Genomic DNA, 23,911 nt, shown 5'->3' with positions numbered 1-23,911 from the left:
AATTTATTTAATTTGTCATGTTTAAAATTTAGACTCAAGTATTTTATTTATCGCCTATATGAAAAAGGCCCCTTATGTATAAGAGGCCTTTTGAAACTTACCAGATATCTGAATCAACTTTTTTCTTCAATTCCGGATACTTGTCAATTTTAAACTCAGGCTCTTTGATGCCTCGTTTCAATTGCTCACGGTAATCTTTTAACAAAGTACGTGCCATTGGCGTTAACAGTAAGATCGCAATCAAGTTAATGGTTGCCATGATACCCATAAATAAGTCAGCCATAGACCAAACGAGTGGAACACTACCGATTGCACCGAAGTACACCATGACCAATACAAAAATACGGAAGATGAACATAACTTTCGGGTTGTTATTAATAAACTGTACATTACCTTCTGCATAGGCATAGTTACCTAGTACAGCTGAATAACAGAATAAGAATAATAAAACTGCAAGGAAATCAGCCCCCCAATGTCCAACTTGAGTTTCTAAGGCACGTTGTGTTAATTCAACACCAACAAAACCTGCGTCTTGGTAAACGCCAGAAACTAAGATAATGATTGCGGTACTTGTACATACAATGAACGTATCTACGAATACACCAAGCATTTGTACTAAACCTTGGTTTACAGGATGTTTTACATCAGATGCAGCAGCTGCGTTTGGCGCAGAACCCATACCTGCTTCGTTTGAGAACAAACCACGCTTAATACCTTGCATCATTGCCATAGATACAGCAGCACCAAAGAAACCACCTGCCGCAGCATTGAATTGGAAAGCTTCAGTCACAATCAGCTTTAAAATATCCGGCAAAATTGCATAGTTACTAATTGCAATATAGAGAGCAACGGCTAGATAGAGACCCGCTTTTAAAGGTACAAACATCTCCGCAAATTTAGCGATACGCTTAATACCACCAAAAATTGCCAATGCAACCATAACGACAAGCGCAAGACCAACCCATGAAATTTCTAGATCAACCCCACCTAAATGAGCAATAAGATTGGCTTTGTCCCAACCCCAAGCATGTGAAGAAGCATTAGCAATCGCATTGATTTGGACTGAGTTGAATACGAAACCGTAGGTAAAGATGAGTGCTAGTGCGAAAACCACACCAAAGGTTTTACTGCGTAAACCTTGGGTAATATAGTAAGCTGGCCCACCGCGGAACTGTTTAGTCTTGTTATCTCTAACTTTAAAGAGCTGAGCAAGTGTAGACTCAATAAAAGCAGAGCTCATACCAAGGAGAGCAGTTACCCACATCCAGAACACAGCACCAGGACCACCAATTGCGATCGCAATTGCCACACCTGCAATGTTACCGACCCCAACACGGCTCGCAAGACCCGTTACAAACGCTTGGAAAGGTGTAAGTCCATGCTCATCTTCGCCTTCTGTACGGCTGCTTTTCATGACACGGATACTTTGCAAGAACATGCGAATCTGCACTGCCCCTGTTAAGACCGTATAAAAAATACCGACAGCCAGCAAGAAAATAACCAGAAAATCCCATAAAGGATCATTAAAAAATTGTACCCACGACATCAGTGTGGCATTGAGTTGTTCATTCATACTCGGTCCGCTTACGTTCTTGCTAATGTGCTAATAGCACAAGCCAAAATACTGCAATAAACAAAAAAGCCCCTCAAAATAGGGACTTCTTCAGTACATTTAAGAAAAAACTTTTAATGTCACTTGAATAGCAATTAACGTCACAAGTTTAAGCAACATAATGCCCAGCACTAAGCCTTTGAAGGTCGCATGAGAGAAAGCACCCTTCAGATAAAATGAATTCATCGCACCACTGAACATATTCCCATTTGGGTGAACAGAATGCATCGACTCGGCTACAAACTTGGAAACTAACAAATGACCACCGCTAAATCAGCTCGCTTAATGATTCCCATCAATTAATCGAGTTATAAAAATCTGGATTTAAGCCAATAAGCATATTTACATATACTTGAGAGCGAATGTCTAAAATGGATATGAATTTCAAAGACTGTAACGAGCCATCGCCATAACGCGGCTATCTGCGCCCTTTTCCCTCTGATTGGAGAAGAGTGCATTTAGATCTGTACCAAGCTGTTGTATTTCTTGTGGCTCAGTAGTTGCGTGAGTTACGTTCATTTTCATGGTTGCAATGGTAATCGCCAATCCTTGTTTCATGAACTGCTTGTTGATGAGCGGTAAACTCATGTAAAGCTCCTTATTCCTCGTGTATTTCTCCATTTCTACATCCAAATCCTTTTTGTAAAGGGATTTTGTATGCAGCCATTTCTTTCCTAACATGAGTATGGAGAAATCATACCTGCGTAAAAAAGTCGGTATTATGCAGAAATTTAAAATTTTGTGTATGTTTTTCATTAAAATTTTATGTTATTTCAGATTGTTTTTTATCCAAAATCATCTGTTTTGTACTGTTTTTAAACATATTATACCTTTTTTTCAATTGAGTAATTTTTAATCCAACTGATGCTATAGATTTATTTTTATAGTCAAAAACATCATATTTTTTTGTCTATTTAGATCTAAAGTGGCATATTCACATTAGAGTTAATTAGACATCATGTCCAAACTAAACACATCATCATATCTTTAAGGATATCCCTTTTCTAATATTTTTTTGCTTATAAATGAAGTACTTTCAAAACATGAAATTAAACTTCAAAAAAGGTATTAAGTATTTAAGAAAAGATATAGGAGTACGCATGAATCTGGAACAAGTTCGTCTCGTTGATGAAGCTATCACTTCTCGACATTCTGTCCGCGCTTTTTTAAATACCCCAATTGAGCCAGAAGTCATTAAAGATATATTACGAGTCGCAAGTCGAGCACCTTCTGGAACGAACACCCAACCATGGAGAGTCTATGTGGTTACAGGTAAAAAGCGTGATGAAATGGTTGAACGTGTCTGTGCTGCACAAATTGAAGTTTCAAAAAATCCTAAACTAGCAGAACAATATAAAGAAACTTTTGCCTATTATCCTGAAAAATGGATAAGCCCTTTTATTGACCGTCGCCGCGAAAATGGTTGGGGACTCTACGGTTTACTCGAAATCAAAAAGGGCGAAAAAGAAAAAATGGCTGAACAGCAGCTACGTAATTTTAAATTATTCGATGCACCAGTCGGCCTTTTCTTTACCGTAAATAAAACTATGGGAATCGGCTCTAAAATGGATATCGCCATGATGATCCAGAACGTGATGGTCGCTGCCAAGGCACGTGGCTTAGATACATGCCCACAAGCAGCTTGGAATCATTTTCACCCTATTGTTTTAGATATAGTGGGTGCATCAGATGACGAAGAACTAGTATGTGCAATTGCGTTAGGTCATGCAGACCCTGATCATATTGTAAATACCTTTATCACACCTAGAGAACCTGTTGAAAATTTCGCAGTTTTTCTAGACGAATAAGCTATAAGTGGCCATTCTCTAAAAGCTATGAGAATGGCTTGGTTTTGACCTGTTGTGTCGCTTTCAAGACGACAATAAAACCACTTAGTGTAAATAACACCATCATCACCCCCATATTGAGCGATGCAGACCAAATCAGGAAGTTAAGAAGCACGCCACCTAAAAGGCCACAAGCGAATTGCATACTTCCCATAATTGCACTTGCTGTTCCAGCACGAGCACCTTGTTTGGACATTGCTAATGCCATCGCATTTGGGCCTGTTAAACCAATGCCTGAAATAGCTAAAAACAACCCTACCATAACCAGCCATAAAGGCGCCGCAGGAATTAAACCAGCAATAAATACAATGATGGCTCCAGTCACTTGCACAAGTGAACCTGATTTTAAGCGTTTGGTAATTTCAACACGTGTTGTTAAATGCTTGTTTAAAGAAGACATCAACATAATACCAAAAGCATTTAGTCCAAATACGTAGGCAAATTCTTGCTGATTAAGCCCGTACTGATCCATAAAAACCGCAGGCGCTGAGCTGATATAGCAAAATAATGCAGCCCCTGTTAAACACCCTGCAAACATAGGTAATCGGAAACTCGCATCTTTGAAAATAGCTCCATATAAAGTCACCACTTGATAGAGCGATAGCTTAAGCCTTTTATCATTTGCCAAAGTTTCCTTAAAAAAGAAATGTACACACAGCCAACACAGCGCACCCACAATTGAAAGTGCAATAAAAATAGCCTGCCAAGGGAACCAAATTAAAATCCATGCTCCGATCATAGGAGCCAAAATTGGTGCTAAGCCCATTACGATCATCATGCTAGAAAAAGCTTGTGCAGAGCCTTGTACGTCCAATCTATCGCGTATTGCCGCACGCGCCATGACTACGCCAACACAACCACCTAAAGCTTGTAAAATACGGGCCGCAATCAAGCTCCATTCATTAGTAGCCATTACACAAAATAAGCTTGCGACTGCATAAAGCGCGAGGCCAAAGTAAAGTGGTTTCTTTCTACCGATACGATCGCTTAAAGGACCATAAACCAACTGCCCAATGGCTAAACCAAAAAAATAAGCTGGTAGTGTATTTGCCACCATTTGCGTACTTACCCCAAAATCATGGGCCATTTGTGGCAATGCTGGTAAGTACATATCAATGGATAACGGCCCTAAAGCCGTAAGTAAAGCGAGCAACATAATCCAGCCAATAGAGTATTGACGCTGGGCTGTTTGTTCAGACATAACGATATTTCATTTTTCACTCATTTGCATACAGACAAGCTTACACTGTCTATCGTATGATTTGTGCAACATTGGTGTAGAAATACACAAATCCTTTATCACTCAGGTTGATCAGCAAGGACTTCATTTGAAATCTTGGTTTAAACGCCTAAAAAGAGCGACTTATAACACAACATTTATGTATAACGTGCGAATGCTGATAGCCTTTTCAGGAACTGCTTTCGTGCCTTATTTTTTAGGCTATCAATTAGCAACTATTCCACTCACTTTAGGTGTAGTCGCAGCAGGTTTGAGTGATATTGATGATCGCTTTTCCGTTCGTATCATGAACCTAATTTATACTTATATCGGGTTCTTCGTTACTGCAGCTTCTGTACAACTACTTTTTCCCTACCCAATGGCTTTTGCCTTAGGGTTGATTGCTTCATGTATTGGCTGGATTTTACTAGGTTCATTAGGACGTCGTTACGCCACCATTTCTTATGGCTGTTTGGTTGTTTCGGTCTATACCATGTTGGGTGTTCACCTTTTCGATCACTGGTATATTCAACCTGCTCTTTTAGTTGCAGGCGCTGCTTGGTATGGCCTCATTGCAACGATTAGCTTTTTGTTATTCCCCGTTCGCCAACTTCAAGACAAACTCGCAGCGTCTTATGCCTCTCTAGGTGATTTTCTATTTGCGAAATCAAACTTATTTGATGTAGATATGACTCCTGCCAGCTATCAGCAAAGCATGATTGAGTTGTCATTAGAAAATGGTAAATTAATTACGATTTTTAATGACTTAAAAACAGCTTTATTGACTCGTTTAAAAGGTGACCGTGGACAAAAAGATACACGTCGAAGCTTACATTATTATTTTGTCGCTCAAGACATTCATGAGCGTGCTGACTCAGCCCATATCGACTATCAAAAGTTAGCCAAAATCTTTCAGCACAGCGATATTTTATTTAGATTTCAACGAATTTTGGCAGTTCAAGGTAAAGCTTGCCAAGAGTTAAATGAATGTATTTTACAACGTAAACCCTATAAACATAACAAACGTTTCAAGCAGAGTTTTGAGAACTTAAGACTATCTTTAGAGAAGCTAAGACGTGATCAGCATTATGATCTTTTATGGGTAAATGCTCTTTTCGCTTTATACCAAAATTTAAAATCTATCGACTCTCAGTTACTTAACTTAGAAACGGAACAACACATTCAGTCTGATAAAGTTAAACAAGCAGAGAACCAGCTTAAAGATGATGATTTACAAGGATGGAATGATATTGTCATCCGAATAAAGCAAAATCTAACTCCCGAATCTGTACTCTTCCGCCATGCAATTCGCGTCTCGATTGTTCTTTTTATTGGATATGTGTTGATTCAAATGACCAATATTGAGTACGGGTATTGGATTATGCTTACAGCGCTATTTGTAAGCCAGCCTAACTTCAACGCAACCAAACGTCGCTTACGCTTACGAATTGTCGGAACATTAGTCGGAATTATTGTTGGTCTTACCATTGTATTTCTCGTACCTTCCGTCGAAGGACAACTATTAATGTTAATCCTAAGCGGGGTATTGTTTTTTGAGCTACGCAGTAAGCAATATGCTCAAGCAACCGCGTTTATTACAATTTTGGCATTAATTAACTTTAATCTAGATGGTTCGGCAATGGCCGCTGCTATTCCGCGATTTGTAGATACTTTAATTGGATGTGCCCTAGCTTGGTTTGGAGTGACATTTATTTGGCCCGACTGGAAATTCCGACGCTTACCTCGCAACATCAGACGTTCATTACAAGCTCAATGCAATTATTTAGCTGAAGTTGTTAAACAATATCATGAAGGTCGCAATCATGCGCTGAATTACCGTATTGTAAGACGGGCTGCTCATAATACAGATGCCGAGGTTGCTTCACTTATTTCAACTTTAGCGACAGAGCCAGACTTTGACCCTACCCGTAAATCAGATATTTTTGAATTTCTATGTTTAAACCATACTTTTTTAAGTTATATCGCAGCACTAGGGGCACATCGAGAAAGCATTCAAGACCAAGCTGTTCTTAAACTTTTAGACCAAGCGCTGGACGACATTCAAGGTGCGTTATTGAGAGATGAGATGCCTGGTCTTACAGCACAAAATATGCTCCAAACGATACGTCAACGTTTGAGTCAAAATAATGAAGAGGACCAAAAATCACTCATTATCTTACAACAGCTATCACTCATGCTTAGTGTATTAAACCGTTTCAGTATGCTAAAACAACGCCTAAGTCATGATCTTGATAACGATGCCAGTGAGCTTGCATCGTTATAAATCTGAGTCGGAAATTAGTATGAAATTGGCATAATATCCTTTCCTGACTTATGCCAATTAATGCTAAACTTAAAACAGTTTACAATTTGTTATTTGCACTATGACCGCGAAAACTTTATACGCTTATACGCTTCAACCTGTTCCCTATGACGTGTCAGAAGCTGAACAACGTCATGCACAGCTTCTTATCTGGCGCAGTACCAATAAAATCAGCACAAAAATCTGGGTAATTATGGGTGTGGTTTTAGCCCTAGCTATTTTAGGTCTTGTTTTTATCAAGAACTACTCTACTATTTTTTGCTGGGTTGCTATTGTCTGCGTAGTCCTTTACTACGTAGGACGTAAATACGGATTAGAATGGTACGTTAAACGCAAGATGAATGAATTTCCGGTACAGGAAATCAAAGGTATTCGTTTAGGTGTGCAACCTCATGGTATTGTGATGCGTCAACAAATGGGCTTACAAGAAGGCGTAGGTACTATTGGGTGGAAAAATATCTACGAATGGTACAATACACCTGATTTTATTTTGGTCAATTTCAAAGTAAAAGATCCAAAAGGCCAAGAACAACAAGGTGCTTATATTCTACCTAAGCGCATGGATTCGAAAAACTTCTCGTTCAACACAATTCGCACACACTTAAAAGAATCTGTAGGCGAACCAAAAACCTTGTAATTCTAGATTTTATAAAAAGCCTCCTCACGGAGGTTTTTTATTAAGCTAAAAATAAATGATAATGAAAATTAATATTATCTCCAAAATCCATATTATCTCCCCAATCTTCGGCTATACTTCGTTACAAGATCTCCATCATATTTACATTTTCGACCATGTTTAAAAAGATTTTATTTCAAATTCATTGGTTTCTGGGAATTACTGCTGGCCTCATCTTATCCATTATGGGTGTCACAGGTGCAATTTATTCTTATGATCAACAAATTTTAAAATGGGTGAATTCTGATAGTTATGTTGTTCAAGCTGAAAATACTCCTAAACTAACTCCTGCTCAGCTTTATCAGCATTTCAATACAACTCAGCCTGAAATCAAAATTAATAGCATTACGATTGCTAAGGACCCCACCTCTTCTTCTGTGGTAAACATTGAAAAAGAAGGTGAACGTCGTGGCTACAATATGATGGTTAACCCCTATAACGCTGAGGTTCTTCCAGATGTTAAAGGCCGAAAGTTATTGTTACTCATACAACAAATTCATCGTAATTTAACAGCCGGTGAAGTTGGTAAACAAATTACGGGTGCCTGCGCACTCATGTTAATTTACTTTGTACTTAGCGGTTTATATTTACGCTGGCCTAAGAAGCATTCTGCTCGTCAATGGCTTGCCGTAAAACCAAAACTCAAAGGCCGAAATTTTATTTGGGATCTACATGCTGTTGTTGGTACATGGGTCATTGTTTTTTACCTTCTTTTCGCATGTACAGGCCTATATTGGTCTTATGATTGGTGGCGTAGTGGCATGTTCAAAGTGATGGGAGTTGAACAGCCTAAACGACAAGATCATGGTGCTACTCCTCAAAATCAAAATCGAGGAATGCAGCAAGGCAAACAATCTGGCCGTAATAATGATAAAAAATCAGAGCCTCAATTAGATAATACACAGCTCATTACAGCACTTAATCAAACATGGAGCGGCTTCAATAGCCAAATCGGACGTGATTATTCGACACTAACATTAAGCTTACCGAAAAAAGATGATGGGAAAATTGAGTTAACCTTTGTCGATACCATCCCACAACACGAACGTGCACGCAATCAAGCCATCTATAATTATCAAACTGGCAACATCGAAAAGATGGAGCTTTACGAAGACAAAAAGCTTAATCAAAAGATTATGAGCAGCATGTTACCAGTACACCGTGGTAGCTTCTTTGGACCAATTTATCAATTCGTTGCAATGCTTGCTTCTCTAGCAATGCCTTTGTTCTTGGTTACTGGGTGGATGCTTTACCTTAAACGCCGTAAACAGAAAAAATTAACACAGGCAGCTCGTCAGTCTTTAGCAGGACAATACATTGATCCAAATGCAAAGCCTTGGCTTATTACTTATGCAACTCAAACAGGCGTAGCTGAACAACTCGCTTGGAGCACGGCAACAAGTTTACAAGAGGCTCATCAACCTGTTCAGGTAAAATCTGTACAGCAGCTAACACAAACTGATTTAGAACAACATCAACAGGTTTTATTTGTAATTAGTACTTATGGTACTGGTGATGCTCCTGATCTCGCTACAAGCTTTGCTAAGAAACTTTTAAAATTGAATGTGGACCTTAAGCACATCAACTATGCTGTTCTAGCTCTAGGCTCTAAAGAATATCCAGACACTTATTGTAGTTTTGGCCATGCAGTAGATGCTTGGCTTAAAGCAAATGGGGCCCATGCTCTCTTCAATACAATTGAAGTTGATAATGCAAACCCCTCGGATATTCAAAATTGGAATCAATCTCTCGCGAAGGCAACTAAATTAGATTTGCATGCTGTAAATCTGGAAAAAGTATTTGATAGTTGGACATTACAGCAACGTGACTTACTCAATCCAAATAGCTTAGGTCAGTCTGCTTATAATATTGAACTTAAAGCAAATCATGAAGCGATATGGCAAGCGGGTGATATTGCGGAAATACAGCCAGGCAATAGTGCTGAACGTATCCATGCTTTTTTGCAAAAGCATCATATTCTTAAAAATTCAAAAGTTGATTCATTACAGATTTCAATCGAAAAAGCGCTTTGGAATAAAGATTTAACTGGTGAAATTGAACCATTTGCCAATCTGGATCATTTATTAGAGCAGCTGCCTACTCTACCAACGCGAGAGTATTCGATTGCGAGCATTCCGTCTCAGCAAGTCCTTCGTTTGGTTGTACGCCAACAATATGATGCGTCTGGCAATTTAGGTTTAGGTTCGGGTTGGCTGACTCAACATACACAAGTTAATAATGAAATTGCTTTGCGTATTCGTACCAATGAATCATTCCATCTTATTGATGATAATCGCCCTATTATTTGTATTGGTAACGGAACTGGCATTGCTGGCTTAATGAGCCTATTACACACTCGTACGCGTCATGATTACACTGAAAACTGGTTAATCTTTGGTGAACGTCAAAGAGCATGTGATTTCTTCTATGAATCAACTATTGAAGCATGGAAAACCACAGGAATGTTAAAGCGCCTCGATTTAGCATTTTCGAGAGATCAAGAACAACGCATGTATGTTCAGGATGTAATCCGTCAAAATGCAGCAGAATTAGTAAGCTGGATAGAACGCGGTGCTGTTCTGTATGTATGCGGTAGTATTGATGGTATGGCAAGCGGAGTTAATCAAGCACTTATCGAAATTCTAGGTGAAGAACAGGTAGATGATTTAAGACAACAAGGCCGTTACCGCCGTGATGTTTATTAAAGATCAATAAAAACAAAAAAACGAGTAATAGCTTAAATGCTTTACTCGGTTTTTTATTGCATTCAGAATGATTTTGCATACACTGTCTGCAATTTAAATTGCAACTCTAAGCACAATGCAAGTCAGTAAGTGGATCCGTATTTTCCTAGCAATCATTGGTTCGATTTTATTTCTAGATGGATTAGTTCTAATTTGTCTCAATAAAATTAATGTAGGCACCGTTATTCCTTTAATTTTAGGTGCTTTCTTCTGCCTATATTCCTTATTTTATTATCATTTAGAACGCTTTTTCTTCTATCACTATCGATTGCACACACTTTGGCGTTTTGGATGGTTATGCTTCTGGATATGGTTAATTGGCTTAGGCTATTTTTTTAGTTTTATTAAAGAAAATAAAGACACTTCAAACAATATTCCTCCAGTAAAAGCAATTATTGTCTTAGGAAGCGGTGTTGAGAATGGTCAGCCCTCCACAATTCTTGCAAAACGTTTAGATACAGCTGCCCCTTTAGCCCTAAAACAGCAGCAGGCACAGATTGTTTTAACAGGTGGTCTTGATTTTTCAGAAAAAGAAAGCGAAGCATTGGTTATGTCTCGTTATCTTGAACAAAAGTATCATATCGCAAGAGATCAAATGATCCTTGAAGATAAAAGCACCAGCACAGAGCTTAACTTAAAAAATAGTAAACCCTTATTAGAACAGCATCACTTTACCTTAGACCAGCCAATCGCTATTGTGACAAGTGATTTTCATATTCCTCGAGCAGTAGCAATTGCAAAAAAACAGGGCTATACCCAAGTTTATGGGGTAGCGGCCGAGACACCATTAGCTACTCGCTACAATGCATGGTTACGTGAATATTTCGCATATGCAAGTGGATGGCTTTTAAACGAATATTAAAAATAATTTAATAAAAAACTGCTATTTAAAAAAATAGCAGTTTTTTTTATTTGTAAAAATATTGGTGATCGGTACAGATACAAAGCTGATATTAGCTAAAACTAGTAAATTACAGGCTAGATTCTTATCTTTTAGCACAAGTAACGCAATTTAATGAGAATGAGGAATCCTATCAAAAGCATGAAGAAACACTAATGTTAAATACTAAAAAATAGCGATCACTAAAAAGAATAAATTAAAGATCTCAGGATTTTAATTTTAGAATAGAAAAGTTGTATCTACACTGAACCACATAGTAAATAAATTTACATGTAAGTATAGGATATTTATAGATTAATATGAATTTAGGGGATTTTAAATTTCTGATAGAAATTATGGTGGGCGCTGACGGGATCGAACCGCCGACATTCTGCTTGTAAGGCAGACGCTCTACCAACTGAGCTAAGCGCCCTTAATGAGAAAAGATAACGAATGTATCTTTATACTCTACATTCTCTAGACAAGGGAATCAAGAGAATGGCGCAGCGGACGGGGCTCGAACCCGCGACCCCCGGCGTGACAGGCCGGTATTCTAACCAACTGAACTACCGCTGCACTACAATACTTTAAAATAAAGTATGGTCACATATATGGTGGGCGCTGACGGGATCGAACCGCCGACATTCTGCTTGTAAGGCAGACGCTCTACCAACTGAGCTAAGCGCCCCAAGAAGAAAAAACTAATAAATTATTAATTTTTCGATTTAAAACTTTTATATTTTAAATCTTCTTCCAAACACAACCCGAACTGAAAAGTGGCGCAGCGGACGGGGCTCGAACCCGCGACCCCCGGCGTGACAGGCCGGTATTCTAACCAACTGAACTACCGCTGCACTTTCACAATATCGCAATTGTGGGGTAAACGATGTTAAGTCTTAAGTGGCGCAGCGGACGGGGCTCGAACCCGCGACCCCCGGCGTGACAGGCCGGTATTCTAACCAACTGAACTACCGCTGCACTTGAGAGCTTAACGTAAAGGCTTGGTGGGCGCTGACGGGATCGAACCGCCGACATTCTGCTTGTAAGGCAGACGCTCTACCAACTGAGCTAAGCGCCCTTAACGTCTTCATCGTTTGTGAGGTGCATTATAGAGAATCTTTAACAGGTGTCAAACGCTTTTCGACAACTTTTCAAAAAAATGCGAATGAATGATTAAAAATAAGTCATTATTAAGTAAAAAACAATTTTTTGTATTTTATTTAAGCACTTATTTTAATATTTTGATCATTCAGCTAATTAAATAAGAATTTTTAAAATCTTATTTTAGGTTAAAGATTGTTCAGACAAATAAACCAATGCATCTTCAGAGACTAAATCAAACAGTTCAATGATTTCTTCATTACGCATTCGAATACACCCATGAGACATTGGAACTCCCATCGGTTCTTTATCAGGTGTCCCATGAATATAGATATAACGTTGCATGGTATCGTGGCCATCGCCTTTATTGAAGCCTTCTTCTAAGCCATCTAACCAAAGAATGCGTGACAATATCCAATCTCGCTCAGGGAATTGTGCTGCAAGTTCATTACTATAGACCTCTCCTGTTGGCTTACGTGCAATAAAAACTGCATTTTGAGGAGATTGTGCGCCAATTTTTTTTGCAACCCTATGCCAGCCACGCGGAGTTTTTCCAGTATTTTCTTGTTCACCAATTCCATTCTTACCTGTAGAGACCACATAAAACTTATTTTGTTTAGGTAGGCTTAAAGTTTGATTTTCTAAATCAATGAGAATATCGGCATCTTCAAGTTTAAATTGGGACATGGAATTTCTTCTCTTAATTATATGAACTCAACTCTCTTTTGAGTTTTAATGAAAATTTATGGGAAAACTTGTATTGGACCAAAAATAAGAGATTATCAATCTTCTTTACTCTACGCGCAGTTTCACTGCTTGTCTTGCGCCCAAAATAAAAGATTATCAATCTTTTATTTTGGGCTCAGGACGTAACCATAACCAAACTGCAACGATGAACATGGTAGTATCAGTGAAAACTTTTACCCAAAACGGCGCTGAGGTAAATAGCATTAAAATACCACTTGCAGCCATCATAATGCTTGCAATCCACTTTGCCTTACGTGGTACTGTACCATTTGCTCGCCAGTCACGTAGGGTTGGCCCATATTTCGGATGATTTAACAACCATGCATCCATCTGAGGCCATCCCTTTGATGCGGCCCAAGCAGCCAGAATAAGAAACACTGTTGTAGGCATGCCTGGTAAAATTGCTCCGATAATACCAAGCGTGATAAAAATCACGACCAGCGTTCGCCAAAACAATGTTTGCATATAGAAACCTTAAGCTATTGTTGGTCATAGTATAAAGTGTTTTTCTGGTATTGTTTTGTTGATCAACCATGAAATTAGGATGAATTATTGCGAGTATTAAACGTATGAATATTGCCTCAGTTCAAACATCCTATTTTGAGCCATGGTTGCAATTTAACCATCCAATGGTCAGACAATTAGCGTTTACGATTGCTAGTCCAAATCTACTTTCTCACCTTCCCCAAACTCTATCTATTCAACATAGTTTCCAATTACATACTGATCAGATTTGGGAACAACATTTTTACAACTATCTACCACGTTTAAAACAGCTCGATGAAGCACCTCAACCTTTACTTCAGTTTATGTCTCAACTTAAAAGCACACGTTTAGGTTTACGTTTTGAGAATTTACTTTGGTTTTGGTTACAAGAAGATAGTTATCATCCTTACCAATTATTGGGTCATAGTATTCAAAAAATTGATGGGGCAAGAACTTTAGGTGAGTTAGATTTTTTAATTTTAAATAAAGAAACTCAACAAATTGAACATTGGGAGGTCGCATTAAAATACTATCTAGGTGAAGCAAATTTAGATTTAGAACAATGGATTGGATTGAATCGTCAGGATACTTTAAGCAAAAAACTTTATCATTTTACTAACAAACAATTTCAGTTCCCTGAAGCATTAAATTTTAAGATTCAACAACGTTTTGCTGTTTTAAAAGGACAGCTCTATCTTCCTTTACAATTAAATTTGCAACAATCATTACCAGACTGGATAAATTTAAAGCGTCGATTGGGATATTGGGGCACTAGCATTCCACACTCTTCTTTTTATCGATTGGAAAGACACGAATGGTTGTGTCCAAATAAACAACCTAGTTCGAATTCAGCACATTGGTGGACAGACGGTTTATATTGTAAAAATAGTGAAGAGGTTTTGTTTTATATGTTTAGACATCCTTCCTACTTAAACATCAAGCCCCACCTGCAAAAATTAAGCTAATTAACAATAAGTTTTAAGCTTCTAGAAACATTTTATAACGTTTTTACTATTAAACAGTCATGTTTCTTTTTCCGTTTGTTTTTTAATCTAAATTTACTTCATTATTAAATTTAAACGGAGAAAATGATGAAAAAAGTTTTAGCTGCGTCTGTAATGGTTGCTGTGATTTTAACAGGGTGTAATACGTTTAAAGGTTTTGGGCAAGATGTTTCTAAAGCAGGTGATGCTGTAACAAATACTGCTGAAAAAACACAAGATAAAATGTAAGTTAGAGTTATTACGTCAAAAACCTTATCGTTCCGATAAGGTTTTTTTATTTTTACGTACCCATCCCATAGAGATTCGCCTATTATATCGAACTATATTTCACCTGATCAGCACGCAATTTTCGGTATGAACCATTCAGATACTCTCTCGCTTAGCTTAGAACTGTTACAACAACCTTCTGTTACTCCTATTGATCATACATGCCAAACCATCATGGCAGACCGTTTAGCCAAAATTGGTTTTCATATTGAACCGATGCGTTTTGGTGAAGTTGACAATCTTTGGGCACGTCGTGGAACTGAAGAACCTGTATTTTGTTTTGCCGGTCATACTGACGTAGTTCCGACAGGTAAGTTAGAAGCATGGAATTCAGATCCGTTTGCACCTGAAATTCGTGATGGAAAATTATATGGTCGTGGTTCGGCCGATATGAAAACAGCACTTGCAGCCATGGTCGTTGCATCTGAGCGTTTTGTCGCAAAACATCCTGATCATAAAGGTTCAATTGCTTTTTTAATTACTTCTGATGAAGAAGGCCCTGCTATTAACGGTACGGTTAAAGTGATTGAGACTCTTGAGAAACGTAACGAAAAGATGACATGGTGTTTGGTAGGCGAACCTTCAAGTACTCATAAATTGGGTGATATTGTTAAAAATGGTCGTCGTGGTTCACTCAATGCCGTATTAAAAGTTCAAGGTAAGCAAGGTCATGTGGCTTACCCACACTTAGCGCGTAATCCGATTCATGAAGCATCGCCAGCTTTAGCAGAACTATGCCAAACTGTTTGGGATAATGGAAATGAATATTTCCCAGCAACATCATTTCAGATTTCAAATATTCATGCTGGCACTGGCGCAACAAATGTTATTCCTGGCGCACTAGAAGTTACTTTTAACTTCCGTTATTCAACAGAAGTGACAGCAGAACAACTTAAACAACGTGTGCATGAGACTTTAGATAAACATGGTTTACAGTATGAAATAGTCTGGAATCTTTCTGGTTTACCATTCCTAACACCCGTAGGTGAACTCGTTAATGCAGCGCAAACTGCTATTTTGAACGTAACGGGTACTGAAACTGAGCTTTCAACAAGTGGTGGTACTTCTGATGGCCGTTTTATTGCTCCAACAGGCGCACAGGTATTAGAGTTAGGTGTTCTGAACGCAACAATTCATCAAATTAACGAACACGTTGATGTACAAGACCTTGATCCACTAACTGATATTTATGAGCAAATTTTAGAAAATTTGTTAGCTAAGTAAAAGTTAAGATCTAATGAATTGAAAAAGCGCCCTTTTTGGGGCGCTTTTTTGTCTTTAAGTTATCAGTACATTCTTTAAAAGCTTCAATGTGAATCAAATTCAAACACCTAGATAATTATTTTTAATATTAATAACTTACATGTATTCTTTCGAATTTTTATCTATCCATTGCAATATAGTTGGCCAGACTTCTTTTGCAGCATTTTGGCTAAGTACAATTCGACTATGAGAATAATTTTCTAAATTATTGTTGGAATGACCAAATTCACGAAAAATATTATTTTCATTTTCAAAAGCTTGCAAATATTTATAGCATCCTTTAGTAGGGGCAATAAATTTATCACCAGCCCCACAAATAGAATATATTGGAACTCTAATAGAACTCATAAATTTTTTGTAATCTATATCTTTAAATTCACTTATAAAATTTTCCTTTAAGTTCCAATTAAACCATGGACGCATCGTGTAATAGGTTTCATTTATTCGCCCCAACTTAAATTTATTAGCAGGAATCTCACCTAGACCTTTAACAACTAATTTTGCAGAAAACAATTTAATAAAATCAAAGGAATTATTTACTGCTCCAAATGCTTGGCAAGCAATAAAAGTAATACTTTGAATATTTTTTAAATATTCAGGATAATTAATTAAGAACATGGTTAAGCATAAACCTCCACCACTATGGGTTACACAGTGTAAAGTGGTTATATTAAAGTGATGGTGAATATAGTGAAATGCAGTTTTATATTCATATAATGCAATAGTTTCAAAATTAAATGGTATATCTGTTTTTGGACTATTACCATGCCCTCGCCACTCTAAAATAAAACAAATATAACCATGATTTGTCAAATAATCTGCAACGCCTATACAAACAGTTTTATCCGAAAATGCACCATGAGATAAGAAAATTGCTTCTTTTTTTATTGGAGAATTATTTCTTCTATAAACTTTCCATAAAGCAAATTCGCCATGATCATCTGTCTTTAAAATATGTAGTTCTCTATGAATTGACATTTATTTTTCTACTTTTGCAAAGACTTTATTCTAGGTTTACTTAATAATGACTGAATAAGTGGAGTATAAAACTCACCCTCATTAATAAGTTTAATATAGTCGTCTCTATACTCTACCCAGCCTTCTTCAACTAAAGAATCCCATATAGGCTTATAGTCGAGTTTAATGTCACTATTAAAAATTTTCTCATATTTTTTAGTATTAATTTTCATTTCTTGTAATGCTTGGAATATCCAGATTAGCTTTACATCTTCAGTATCATGAACAAACATACGTTCAATAGGAAGCTTATTCAAAGATATCGCATTATAATATTCATTTAGGTTTCGGTGATTCATTGCTGAAACAGACTTAATTTCTGATGAGTTAGGCTGTAATCTCATATTAACCGCTGCATAACCTAATCCGCTCATTGTTGTCATTTTACTTTGACCATTTTCATGTAAACAGTCTCTGAGATTATCTTCATATAAATATTTTTCTGAGATCAGATGATTATCATTTGGTTTTTCCCAGTCATACACTGTTTTCTGTTTATAACCTTTACTTATTAAGAATTGTTTTGCAATGTTATACATTTCAATTTTTCTCTCAATAGATGGCATATTCTGCTTTTGTTTTGTCGCAAAATCAGAATGACCAGCAATATTAAGCTCATAATGAGTAATATGTTTTATTCCTGATTGAACAATACTTTCTAAATCTCCTAGCATTGCTTCAATCGATTGGTTTGGCCAGCCATAGATCAGATCAACATTGCAAGATAGAGAATACTTATGAAACAATTCAATTGCATCAAAAACCTGCTTTCTTGTTTGTTTTCGACCACTTGTAGCGATCAACTCATCATTAACCTGTTGTACCCCCATACTGACACGATTGAAACCAGCTTCTTTAATTGCTCTTATTTTATCTTCGTTAAAAAGTTGAGGAATACCTTCTAAAGTCATTTCTATCGGTTTAGATAACCCTATCTTAGGAAAAAGAGCAGATACAATATTAGTCAGTTTTATATAATCATGAGGTTGAAGTAAATTAGGAGTACCTCCTCCGACATATAGACTCTCTAGTTTAGCGCCATGATAAAATTCTTTATATAAATGCGCCTCCCTATTTAAAAAATCTAGATAATAATCGATCTCTTTTTTTCCTTTGCAGTCTTGAGTAGGGAAAAGACAAAATCCACAATGAGGTGGATTAGTAGGAATACAATATGGAATACCTAAATATAAATTTATAGATTTATACTTAGCATCTGTATTTTTTAGGAAATAGTTATTTTCTTCCTCTTTTAAATCCGTTTTCCACATTTTAGGTGAAGGATGAGTATGCAAAACTTTATTTGATAAATGTCTAACTTTATTTTTCTGTATGAATTTTTTAATTGTGGCGATATCCATAGTCACTATATCTTTTAATTTATTTAAAAAACATATTATATTTAAATATATTGATTTGTGCAATTAGTCCAGTTATCCTCTCCTCTAGCATAAAATTTCTACAGTATTATTATTTTAAGCTGTATTAAAAATTCTGCATTTATCATACAAAATCTAGATCGAACGATTTATATATTTATAAAAAACATTAACTTACTTTTTTACAAACTGTTTAGTTTTTATAAAAAAAGGAACTCAAAATGAGTTCCTTTTTTTATAACTAAAGTGAGTTTTGGATATATTGTAAATTTGGAACGTGGAAACGTTGATTCTCCATACGCACATATTTAAATACACTAGGGTGCTGCAAAGAATCTTGTATATCATCATTCTCATCTACGACTTCAGAAATACGCAAACGAACTGAGACTGGCATCGATTTACATATGAGTGCAAACCGTTGACTAATATCTTCACTTTCAATTACTAATGCTACTGCTCGTAAATCAGTTTCATTATGAACCGAATAAACAGGGAGTTTTACATCATGCCATTCAATATACTTTATACCATTTTTAACATCCATAGCTGATAACACTATATTTTGTGGCAATAGCATTGGTACTTGCTGATCGCATTCAATAATATATGCATCAATAAAGCCTGTTGAAACAGTAATTAAATGCTGGAGTTCTTGCTGATCCATTTCATTAATTAAGGATGTACTTATATTACTTTTCATTATGCAAGTCCCCCTTCACATGTCATGAATAATGCATCAATATTGTGAAGTAAATCTTCTTCCTGGAAAGGTTTGCCCATGTATTGGTTAACGCCTAAAGTAAATGCTCGTTCACGGTGTTTTTCACCAGTTCTCGATGTAATCATAATCACTGGCATATTTTGATGGAGATCATGATGTCGAACGAGGTTGAGTACCTCAAAACCATCCATTCGTGGCATTTCGATATCAAGTAACATTAGATCGGGTTTAATATTTTCTAGCTGCTCAATCGCATCGATCCCATCTTTAGCTGTGACTACATCATAGCCCTGACGTTCGAGTAATCGAGACGTCACCTTACGTACTGTTACCGAGTCATCTACAATCATGATGAGACGTCGTTCATCAGACTCTCGTTGTCTATAAATAGCGTCATTAATCAGCTTATGTCGGCGACTAGCCTGAATTTGGCGAGCAATATTTTGTCCATCTAAAATTAGACAAACTTGGCCATCACCTAAAATAGTTGCTCCTGCAATTGCACCAATACTAGAGAATTGTTGTCCAATTGGTTTGACTACAATTTGTGCGCGTGAGCCAATAAGCTGATCAACTAATAACGCAACCGTTTGTCCATTATTTGCTTTAATCATTAATACAGGTAATGAATACATCATCCCACTTAAACGTGGAATTGGCTGATTACCAACGAACTCGGATAAGTAGCGTAATGGATAGTGTTTGTTTTCAAATTCAAAGAATTCTTGTGTACTTCCAAAATACTGCTCTAATGATGTCGGTGAAACTCGTACAATTCGATCAATTTGAGCTAATGGGATTGCAAATTGCTGATCAGCAACTTTAACCATTAAAGCATCACTGACAGCTACTGTAGTTGGAACACGTATGGTAAAGACAGTTCCCTGCCCATACACAGAGTCGACACTCACGTGACCACCCAAGGCCTTAATATCACTTTGTACTACATCCAGTCCTACACCACGACCTGAAATCTGGGTGACTTGATCAGCTGTGCTTAAACCAGGGTGGAAAATTAACTGTAAAATATCGTGATGTTCTAATACTTGTTCAGCATTAATTAAACCAGACATTAAGGCCTTTTGACGGACCTTTTCAATATCAATCCCTCTTCCATCATCCTTAAATGTGACAACAACATCTGTACCTTGACGATGGATATTGAGTTCAATACGTCCAGTTTCCGGTTTTTGTGCTTGTTCACGTTGCACACGATCTTCTAAACCATGGTCAATTGCATTTCTAAGCATATGCTCAAGCGGTGTCACTAGGCGTTCTAAAATATTACGGTCTAACTCACCTTCTGTATTATTTACGAAAAGCTCTGCTGGTCGGTTCAACGCTGTAGATGTCTGACGAACAATTCGTTGTAATCGCGGTAGTAATCGAGAGAACGGTACTAATCGTGTTCGCATCAAACCTTCTTGAATTTCTGCTTGAATCCGCGACTGTTGTAAAAGTAGACTTTCTGTATCTCTGATCTTGTCAGATAATGTATTTTTAAAATCGACCAAATCCGATGCAGATTCAGCAAGAGATTTTGATAATTGATTTAAAGATGAATATTGGTCCATCTCTAAAGGGTCAAAATCACTATAACGTGAATGTTCAATGCCGTGTTTGGCAATAATCTGGGTTTCTAATTCACCTTCCATTCGACGTAACTGATCTGCAAGTCGTTGAATGGCCAATTCCATTTCCAAGAGCGTATGGCCAAACTGACTTAGATCCATTTCAATGCGCGAACGGTTAATCGAATTTTCACCAGATAAATCAATCATTTTCTCAATCAAATCTGCCGAAACACGGATCATTTCATTATTTTGATCAAGACGCTGTGTTTGCTCCCATGCTCCCATCATTGGTGGTGGCTCTGCACCATCACCTTGTACAAAACTCATTACAGGTTCAATACTAAATAGATCTGTGCTCGTCAGCTTACTCGGGATTTGAATTGCAGTTTCGATAAACTGAATATTTTCCAGACTTTGCTGTAAACTATCAAAGTGCTGATAATTTTGCTTAAAAATGGCTTCTTTTAGCCAAACAATCGCTCTCTCTAATAAGCTGTCATAAATATTTGAGCTGAAATGATGGAGTGCAAATTGCTCAAAAGCATTCTCGAGCTGATAAGCAATCGCTTGAACAGTTTCAAGTCCCAACATGCGGGAACCACCTTTCAAGCTGTGCACAGCCCTTTGTAGTTGAAGCAAAGTACTACGATTAGTACGCTGCTCAAACCACTGCTTTAATAATTGATCGACCATTTCTAACAACTCGGCCGCTTCCTCCATAAATGTTTGCTCGACCACAGAGTTAATATCCTGGTCCTGGATACTCTCTATATATTTTGAGTCAGCCTCACAAACTTGTAATTCCGTATTCTCAACAATTTGCTCAAAATTAGAACTTAACTCGTCAATATTTAATGCATTATTATGTATAGTTTCTTGTTGCAATACTTCAAAGTTTAATTCAGATATAATAGATTGTTCAGAGTCTTCTGTTGTTTCTTTATTAGAATCAGAACTAAGTGAAGCATACACCTTGCCTACGTTTTTAAGCGCTTGAATAGTATAAGAAGCTGCATAATCTAGGTGCTGTTTACGGACAACTTGAAGACGGTCAGCTAAATCATCTTGAACCAGACGGATAAAATCAATGAGAGCAGATGAGGTAATTAGCTGTCTTTGAATTAAGCGCTCATAAACACTTTCCAATTCATGTGCAATTAAACCGATATAAGTTGCTTGAATCATATTTGCCCCACCTTTTAAGGTATGCAAATAGCGCATCAAATTATTAAGAGCAGCAAAGTTCTCTTGATCATTAATCCAAATATTAAGATCTGTATCCATTCCTTCAAGCAACTCTTCAGCTTCTTCAAGAAAAATATCTAATAGATCGGGATCAAAATTTCGATTTACATGCTCAGTTAACATGAACTGTCGATCCAACTGCACACTCTGGCCTATAAGATCGTGATCAGTTAATTCATTTCCTAAACTCGTCGGAGATTCATTCAATGAATGTTCTGCATCTGTATTAAACGATAGCTCAATAACTTTTTGCTGGCTTTCGAATGGTTCAAAATTAAGACTTGGAATATGTTGAGTATATAGTTTTAGCTCTTCCAAAACATTTTGGTGCTGCTCAATAATACTTACTCTCTGCCCCGCAGCTAAAGCATCAAATAACTGAATTAATTGTTGGTGGGCTTTTTGATAAATTTCAAAAACATAATCCGATTGCAATAAATCAGGTCGATCAAGCAATATGCCATAGCTGTCTTTTAACTGGTTAGTATATTCATATAAACCAATCATTGCCTGCGACTGAGTATGTTGCAACAATAAATCTGCTTGTTCACTTAAACGTTCGAGATAATGAGGGAACTCTGTACGTATTCCCTTCTCAAAATCTAATTCTGCATCAAGTAATTCGGAAACATCTAACTGTAATAACTGAGATACTAGGCCATGCGGAGGAGTAAGTGGGCTCGAATGCTCTCCACGCTGCTCCATATAAGCATCCCAAATCTGATTGAACTTTTGTAAATCAGATTCCAATTGCTCACTAGAACAATGTGAAGCCAATAGATCTAAACAATTTCGAATAAACTGTCGATAATCACGGAGCAGTAAAATCTCTTCTGAGTGAGAAGAGAGTTCTTCTTGTAATAGTATTTTAAATAGATGCTCAACTTTAGTACTGGCCTCAAAAATCGCATCAATCTGTGCCATTGCAGAGCTGCCACGTAACGTATGTAACGCACGTATTAAAGCATTATAACTTTCATGCTGATGTATTTCTTTTTCTAAAAACTGATCAATTGTCGCCAAATGCTCTTCCGCCTCTTCCATAAATAGAATTAGGGTTTCAGCAAGAGGCTGTTCATTTTCTACAAGCACTTCTGGAGTTTCACCAGTTAAAGTGTCACTTAATTCTTGGTTTAAACTATTCGTTTCTAAACCAGTTGGAGTTTCAGCAGTAAGAGTACCTGACAACACTAAAAGCTCTTCTAACGCAGGCTCTAAACTTTGCTGTTGTTGTAATTGTTGTCCCAATAAAATAAGCGCTCTAAAATCTACTTCATGTTCTTTTTTAGATTTGAAATCATCTACTAACTTAAAGAAATAGAACTTAAATACCAACTGAACATATTGTTGGATGTCTGGAGTTAATCCAAGACTTTGATTGATTACCCGATTAAGTGTATCTTCTACAGTCCAAGCAAGCTCAGCAGAAGATTTAGCCCCAATCATTCGCCCCGAACCTTTCAATGTATGAAAATGGCGACGGATTTCAGTAAGCGTTGCAATATTTCCAGATTGCATCCATTCATGAATCAAAGATTGTAATTCAACAAAAATTTCTTCAATCTCTTCAACAAAGATATCTAGAAATTCATCATCTTGTTGAGAGTAGCTATCTTCCGGTAGCATCATTGCTTCAGTTAAAGTTTTTAGTATTTCTTTCATAGCAAAGGCTTCTTTTGCTTATCCCCTAAATGGAGAAAAACGACAGAGTCAACACCAGAAAAATAGCTATTTTCCCCAATATTTAACTGGTGCTGTTCATACTTTTTAAAAGAATAGCTATTACAGAAATAGCTATTCTTT

General features: G+C 37.0%; 18 protein-coding genes and 6 tRNA genes. 8 read left to right on the top strand and 16 right to left on the bottom strand.

The features are described 5' to 3' along the window. Positions 1 to 97: 97 nt before the first annotated feature. The 3 genes from ACXM0J_RS11505 to ACXM0J_RS11495 form a co-directional block, all read right to left on the bottom strand. Positions 98 to 1,573: an alanine/glycine:cation symporter family protein gene (locus ACXM0J_RS11505; RefSeq protein WP_086265162.1), complete on the bottom strand. Its 1,476-nt coding sequence runs from the start codon at positions 1,571 to 1,573 to the stop codon at positions 98 to 100. A 99-nt stretch (positions 1,574 to 1,672) separates the two neighbouring features. Further along, positions 1,673 to 1,813, bottom strand: a complete 141-nt coding sequence (locus tag ACXM0J_RS11500) for a hypothetical protein (protein ID WP_086265163.1) — start codon at positions 1,811 to 1,813, stop codon at positions 1,673 to 1,675. 183 nt (positions 1,814 to 1,996) lie between these two features. Then, positions 1,997 to 2,200 carry a hypothetical protein gene (locus ACXM0J_RS11495; RefSeq protein ID WP_005064392.1) on the bottom strand — a complete coding sequence of 68 codons (204 nt, stop codon included), beginning with the start codon at positions 2,198 to 2,200 and terminating at the stop codon, positions 1,997 to 1,999. A gap of 512 nt (positions 2,201 to 2,712) precedes the next feature. Here ACXM0J_RS11495 and ACXM0J_RS11490 point away from each other — a divergent pair. Then, entirely contained in the window at positions 2,713 to 3,420 is a 708-nt protein-coding gene (locus tag ACXM0J_RS11490; protein WP_086265164.1) for a nitroreductase, read from the top strand. A 25-nt stretch (positions 3,421 to 3,445) separates the two neighbouring features. Here the strand turns inward: ACXM0J_RS11490 and ACXM0J_RS11485 are convergent, their stop codons facing one another. After that, a complete protein-coding gene (locus ACXM0J_RS11485) occupies positions 3,446 to 4,660 on the bottom strand; it encodes a multidrug effflux MFS transporter (RefSeq protein WP_086265165.1) in 1,215 nt (404 codons plus the stop codon). A 127-nt stretch (positions 4,661 to 4,787) separates the two neighbouring features. Here ACXM0J_RS11485 and yccS point away from each other — a divergent pair, with 127 nt between their 5' ends. The 4 genes from yccS (at position 4,788) to ACXM0J_RS11465 (ending at position 11,283) form a co-directional block, all read left to right on the top strand. Beyond that, complete coding sequence (yccS, locus tag ACXM0J_RS11480; protein WP_086265166.1) at positions 4,788 to 6,962, top strand: YccS family putative transporter; 2,175 nt, start codon at positions 4,788 to 4,790, stop codon at positions 6,960 to 6,962. Positions 6,963 to 7,062: 100 nt separating this feature from the next. Then, on the top strand, positions 7,063 to 7,638 hold the full coding sequence (locus ACXM0J_RS11475; protein ID WP_086265167.1) for an SdpI family protein: 576 nt from the start codon (positions 7,063 to 7,065) through the stop codon (positions 7,636 to 7,638). Positions 7,639 to 7,793: 155 nt separating this feature from the next. Further along, positions 7,794 to 10,382, top strand: a complete 2,589-nt coding sequence (locus tag ACXM0J_RS11470; RefSeq protein ID WP_086265168.1) for a PepSY domain-containing protein — start codon at positions 7,794 to 7,796, stop codon at positions 10,380 to 10,382. A 115-nt stretch (positions 10,383 to 10,497) separates the two neighbouring features. Next, positions 10,498 to 11,283, top strand: a complete 786-nt coding sequence (locus tag ACXM0J_RS11465; RefSeq protein WP_086265169.1) for a YdcF family protein — start codon at positions 10,498 to 10,500, stop codon at positions 11,281 to 11,283. A 375-nt stretch (positions 11,284 to 11,658) separates the two neighbouring features. Here the strand turns inward: ACXM0J_RS11465 and ACXM0J_RS11460 are convergent. From ACXM0J_RS11460 to ACXM0J_RS11425, 8 genes are all read right to left on the bottom strand, one after another. Beyond that, a tRNA-Val gene (locus ACXM0J_RS11460) sits at positions 11,659 to 11,734 on the bottom strand. 66 nt (positions 11,735 to 11,800) lie between these two features. Continuing rightward, a tRNA-Asp gene (locus ACXM0J_RS11455) sits at positions 11,801 to 11,877 on the bottom strand. Between the two features lie 36 nt (positions 11,878 to 11,913). After that, positions 11,914 to 11,989, bottom strand: a tRNA-Val gene (locus tag ACXM0J_RS11450). A gap of 89 nt (positions 11,990 to 12,078) precedes the next feature. Continuing rightward, a tRNA-Asp gene (locus tag ACXM0J_RS11445) sits at positions 12,079 to 12,155 on the bottom strand. Between the two features lie 47 nt (positions 12,156 to 12,202). After that, positions 12,203 to 12,279, bottom strand: a tRNA-Asp gene (locus ACXM0J_RS11440). A gap of 24 nt (positions 12,280 to 12,303) precedes the next feature. Further along, positions 12,304 to 12,379, bottom strand: a tRNA-Val gene (locus ACXM0J_RS11435). Between the two features lie 206 nt (positions 12,380 to 12,585). Next, the gene (gene elsL / locus ACXM0J_RS11430; protein WP_086265170.1) at positions 12,586 to 13,089 is read right to left on the bottom strand and encodes a cell wall-recycling L,D-carboxypeptidase ElsL; all 504 of its coding nucleotides are present in this window, start codon (positions 13,087 to 13,089) and stop codon (positions 12,586 to 12,588) included. Positions 13,090 to 13,245: 156 nt separating this feature from the next. After that, on the bottom strand, positions 13,246 to 13,614 hold the full coding sequence (locus tag ACXM0J_RS11425; protein WP_086265171.1) for a YbaN family protein: 369 nt from the start codon (positions 13,612 to 13,614) through the stop codon (positions 13,246 to 13,248). A gap of 104 nt (positions 13,615 to 13,718) precedes the next feature. On the opposite strand from ACXM0J_RS11425, the gene ACXM0J_RS11420 reads away from it, so the two are divergent. The 3 genes from ACXM0J_RS11420 (at position 13,719) to dapE (ending at position 16,130) form a co-directional block, all read left to right on the top strand. Continuing rightward, positions 13,719 to 14,600 carry a DUF1853 family protein gene (locus tag ACXM0J_RS11420; protein WP_086265172.1) on the top strand — a complete coding sequence of 294 codons (882 nt, stop codon included), beginning with the start codon at positions 13,719 to 13,721 and terminating at the stop codon, positions 14,598 to 14,600. 123 nt (positions 14,601 to 14,723) lie between these two features. Next, positions 14,724 to 14,867 (top strand): entericidin A/B family lipoprotein, encoded by a 144-nt coding sequence (locus tag ACXM0J_RS11415; protein ID WP_014207555.1) that lies wholly within the window; start codon positions 14,724 to 14,726, stop codon positions 14,865 to 14,867. A 126-nt stretch (positions 14,868 to 14,993) separates the two neighbouring features. After that, positions 14,994 to 16,130 (top strand): succinyl-diaminopimelate desuccinylase, encoded by a 1,137-nt coding sequence (dapE, locus tag ACXM0J_RS11410; protein ID WP_086265173.1) that lies wholly within the window; start codon positions 14,994 to 14,996, stop codon positions 16,128 to 16,130. Between the two features lie 135 nt (positions 16,131 to 16,265). On the opposite strand, the gene ACXM0J_RS11405 is transcribed toward dapE, so the two are convergent. The 4 genes from ACXM0J_RS11405 to ACXM0J_RS11390 all read right to left on the bottom strand — a co-directional run bounded on the left by ACXM0J_RS11405 (position 16,266) and on the right by ACXM0J_RS11390 (position 23,770). Beyond that, the gene (locus ACXM0J_RS11405; protein ID WP_086265174.1) at positions 16,266 to 17,147 is read right to left on the bottom strand and encodes an alpha/beta fold hydrolase; all 882 of its coding nucleotides are present in this window, start codon (positions 17,145 to 17,147) and stop codon (positions 16,266 to 16,268) included. An 8-nt stretch (positions 17,148 to 17,155) separates the two neighbouring features. Then, entirely contained in the window at positions 17,156 to 18,547 is a 1,392-nt protein-coding gene (locus ACXM0J_RS11400; protein ID WP_086265175.1) for a coproporphyrinogen-III oxidase family protein, read from the bottom strand. Between the two features lie 259 nt (positions 18,548 to 18,806). Then, positions 18,807 to 19,268: a hypothetical protein gene (locus tag ACXM0J_RS11395; protein ID WP_199992958.1), complete on the bottom strand. Its 462-nt coding sequence runs from the start codon at positions 19,266 to 19,268 to the stop codon at positions 18,807 to 18,809. Further along, positions 19,268 to 23,770 carry an Hpt domain-containing protein gene (locus ACXM0J_RS11390; RefSeq protein ID WP_479750525.1) on the bottom strand — a complete coding sequence of 1,501 codons (4,503 nt, stop codon included), beginning with the start codon at positions 23,768 to 23,770 and terminating at the stop codon, positions 19,268 to 19,270. The genes ACXM0J_RS11395 and ACXM0J_RS11390 overlap by 1 nt, the downstream gene beginning before the upstream one ends. Positions 23,771 to 23,911: the final 141 nt, after the last annotated feature.

It is taken from the genome of Acinetobacter sp. GRABPA_MV_2 (genome assembly GCF_056725885.1).
Note: the sequence above shows the minus strand (reverse complement) of the source record. Positions and strands in the feature narration are given on the sequence as shown.

Bases quoted from the DNA above. Each gene is read 5' to 3' on its own strand.
- ACXM0J_RS11390 (WP_479750525.1), bottom strand. From the start codon at position 23,770: ATGAAAGAAATACTAAAAACTTTAACTGAAGCAATGATGCTACCGGAA.
- ACXM0J_RS11500 (WP_086265163.1), bottom strand. From the start codon at position 1,813: ATGTTCAGTGGTGCGATGAATTCATTTTATCTGAAGGGTGCTTTCTCT.
- dapE (WP_086265173.1), top strand. From the start codon at position 14,994: ATGAACCATTCAGATACTCTCTCGCTTAGCTTAGAACTGTTACAACAA.
- ACXM0J_RS11470 (WP_086265168.1), top strand. From the start codon at position 7,794: ATGTTTAAAAAGATTTTATTTCAAATTCATTGGTTTCTGGGAATTACT.
- ACXM0J_RS11395 (WP_199992958.1), bottom strand. From the start codon at position 19,268: ATGAAAAGTAATATAAGTACATCCTTAATTAATGAAATGGATCAGCAA.
- ACXM0J_RS11505 (WP_086265162.1), bottom strand. From the start codon at position 1,573: ATGAATGAACAACTCAATGCCACACTGATGTCGTGGGTACAATTTTTT.
- ACXM0J_RS11490 (WP_086265164.1), top strand. From the start codon at position 2,713: ATGAATCTGGAACAAGTTCGTCTCGTTGATGAAGCTATCACTTCTCGA.
- ACXM0J_RS11485 (WP_086265165.1), bottom strand. From the start codon at position 4,660: ATGTCTGAACAAACAGCCCAGCGTCAATACTCTATTGGCTGGATTATG.
- ACXM0J_RS11465 (WP_086265169.1), top strand. From the start codon at position 10,498: ATGCAAGTCAGTAAGTGGATCCGTATTTTCCTAGCAATCATTGGTTCG.
- ACXM0J_RS11495 (WP_005064392.1), bottom strand. From the start codon at position 2,200: ATGAGTTTACCGCTCATCAACAAGCAGTTCATGAAACAAGGATTGGCG.
- ACXM0J_RS11405 (WP_086265174.1), bottom strand. From the start codon at position 17,147: ATGTCAATTCATAGAGAACTACATATTTTAAAGACAGATGATCATGGC.
- ACXM0J_RS11415 (WP_014207555.1), top strand. From the start codon at position 14,724: ATGATGAAAAAAGTTTTAGCTGCGTCTGTAATGGTTGCTGTGATTTTA.
- elsL (WP_086265170.1), bottom strand. From the start codon at position 13,089: ATGTCCCAATTTAAACTTGAAGATGCCGATATTCTCATTGATTTAGAA.
- ACXM0J_RS11475 (WP_086265167.1), top strand. From the start codon at position 7,063: ATGACCGCGAAAACTTTATACGCTTATACGCTTCAACCTGTTCCCTAT.
- ACXM0J_RS11400 (WP_086265175.1), bottom strand. From the start codon at position 18,547: ATGGATATCGCCACAATTAAAAAATTCATACAGAAAAATAAAGTTAGA.
- ACXM0J_RS11425 (WP_086265171.1), bottom strand. From the start codon at position 13,614: ATGCAAACATTGTTTTGGCGAACGCTGGTCGTGATTTTTATCACGCTT.
- ACXM0J_RS11420 (WP_086265172.1), top strand. From the start codon at position 13,719: ATGAATATTGCCTCAGTTCAAACATCCTATTTTGAGCCATGGTTGCAA.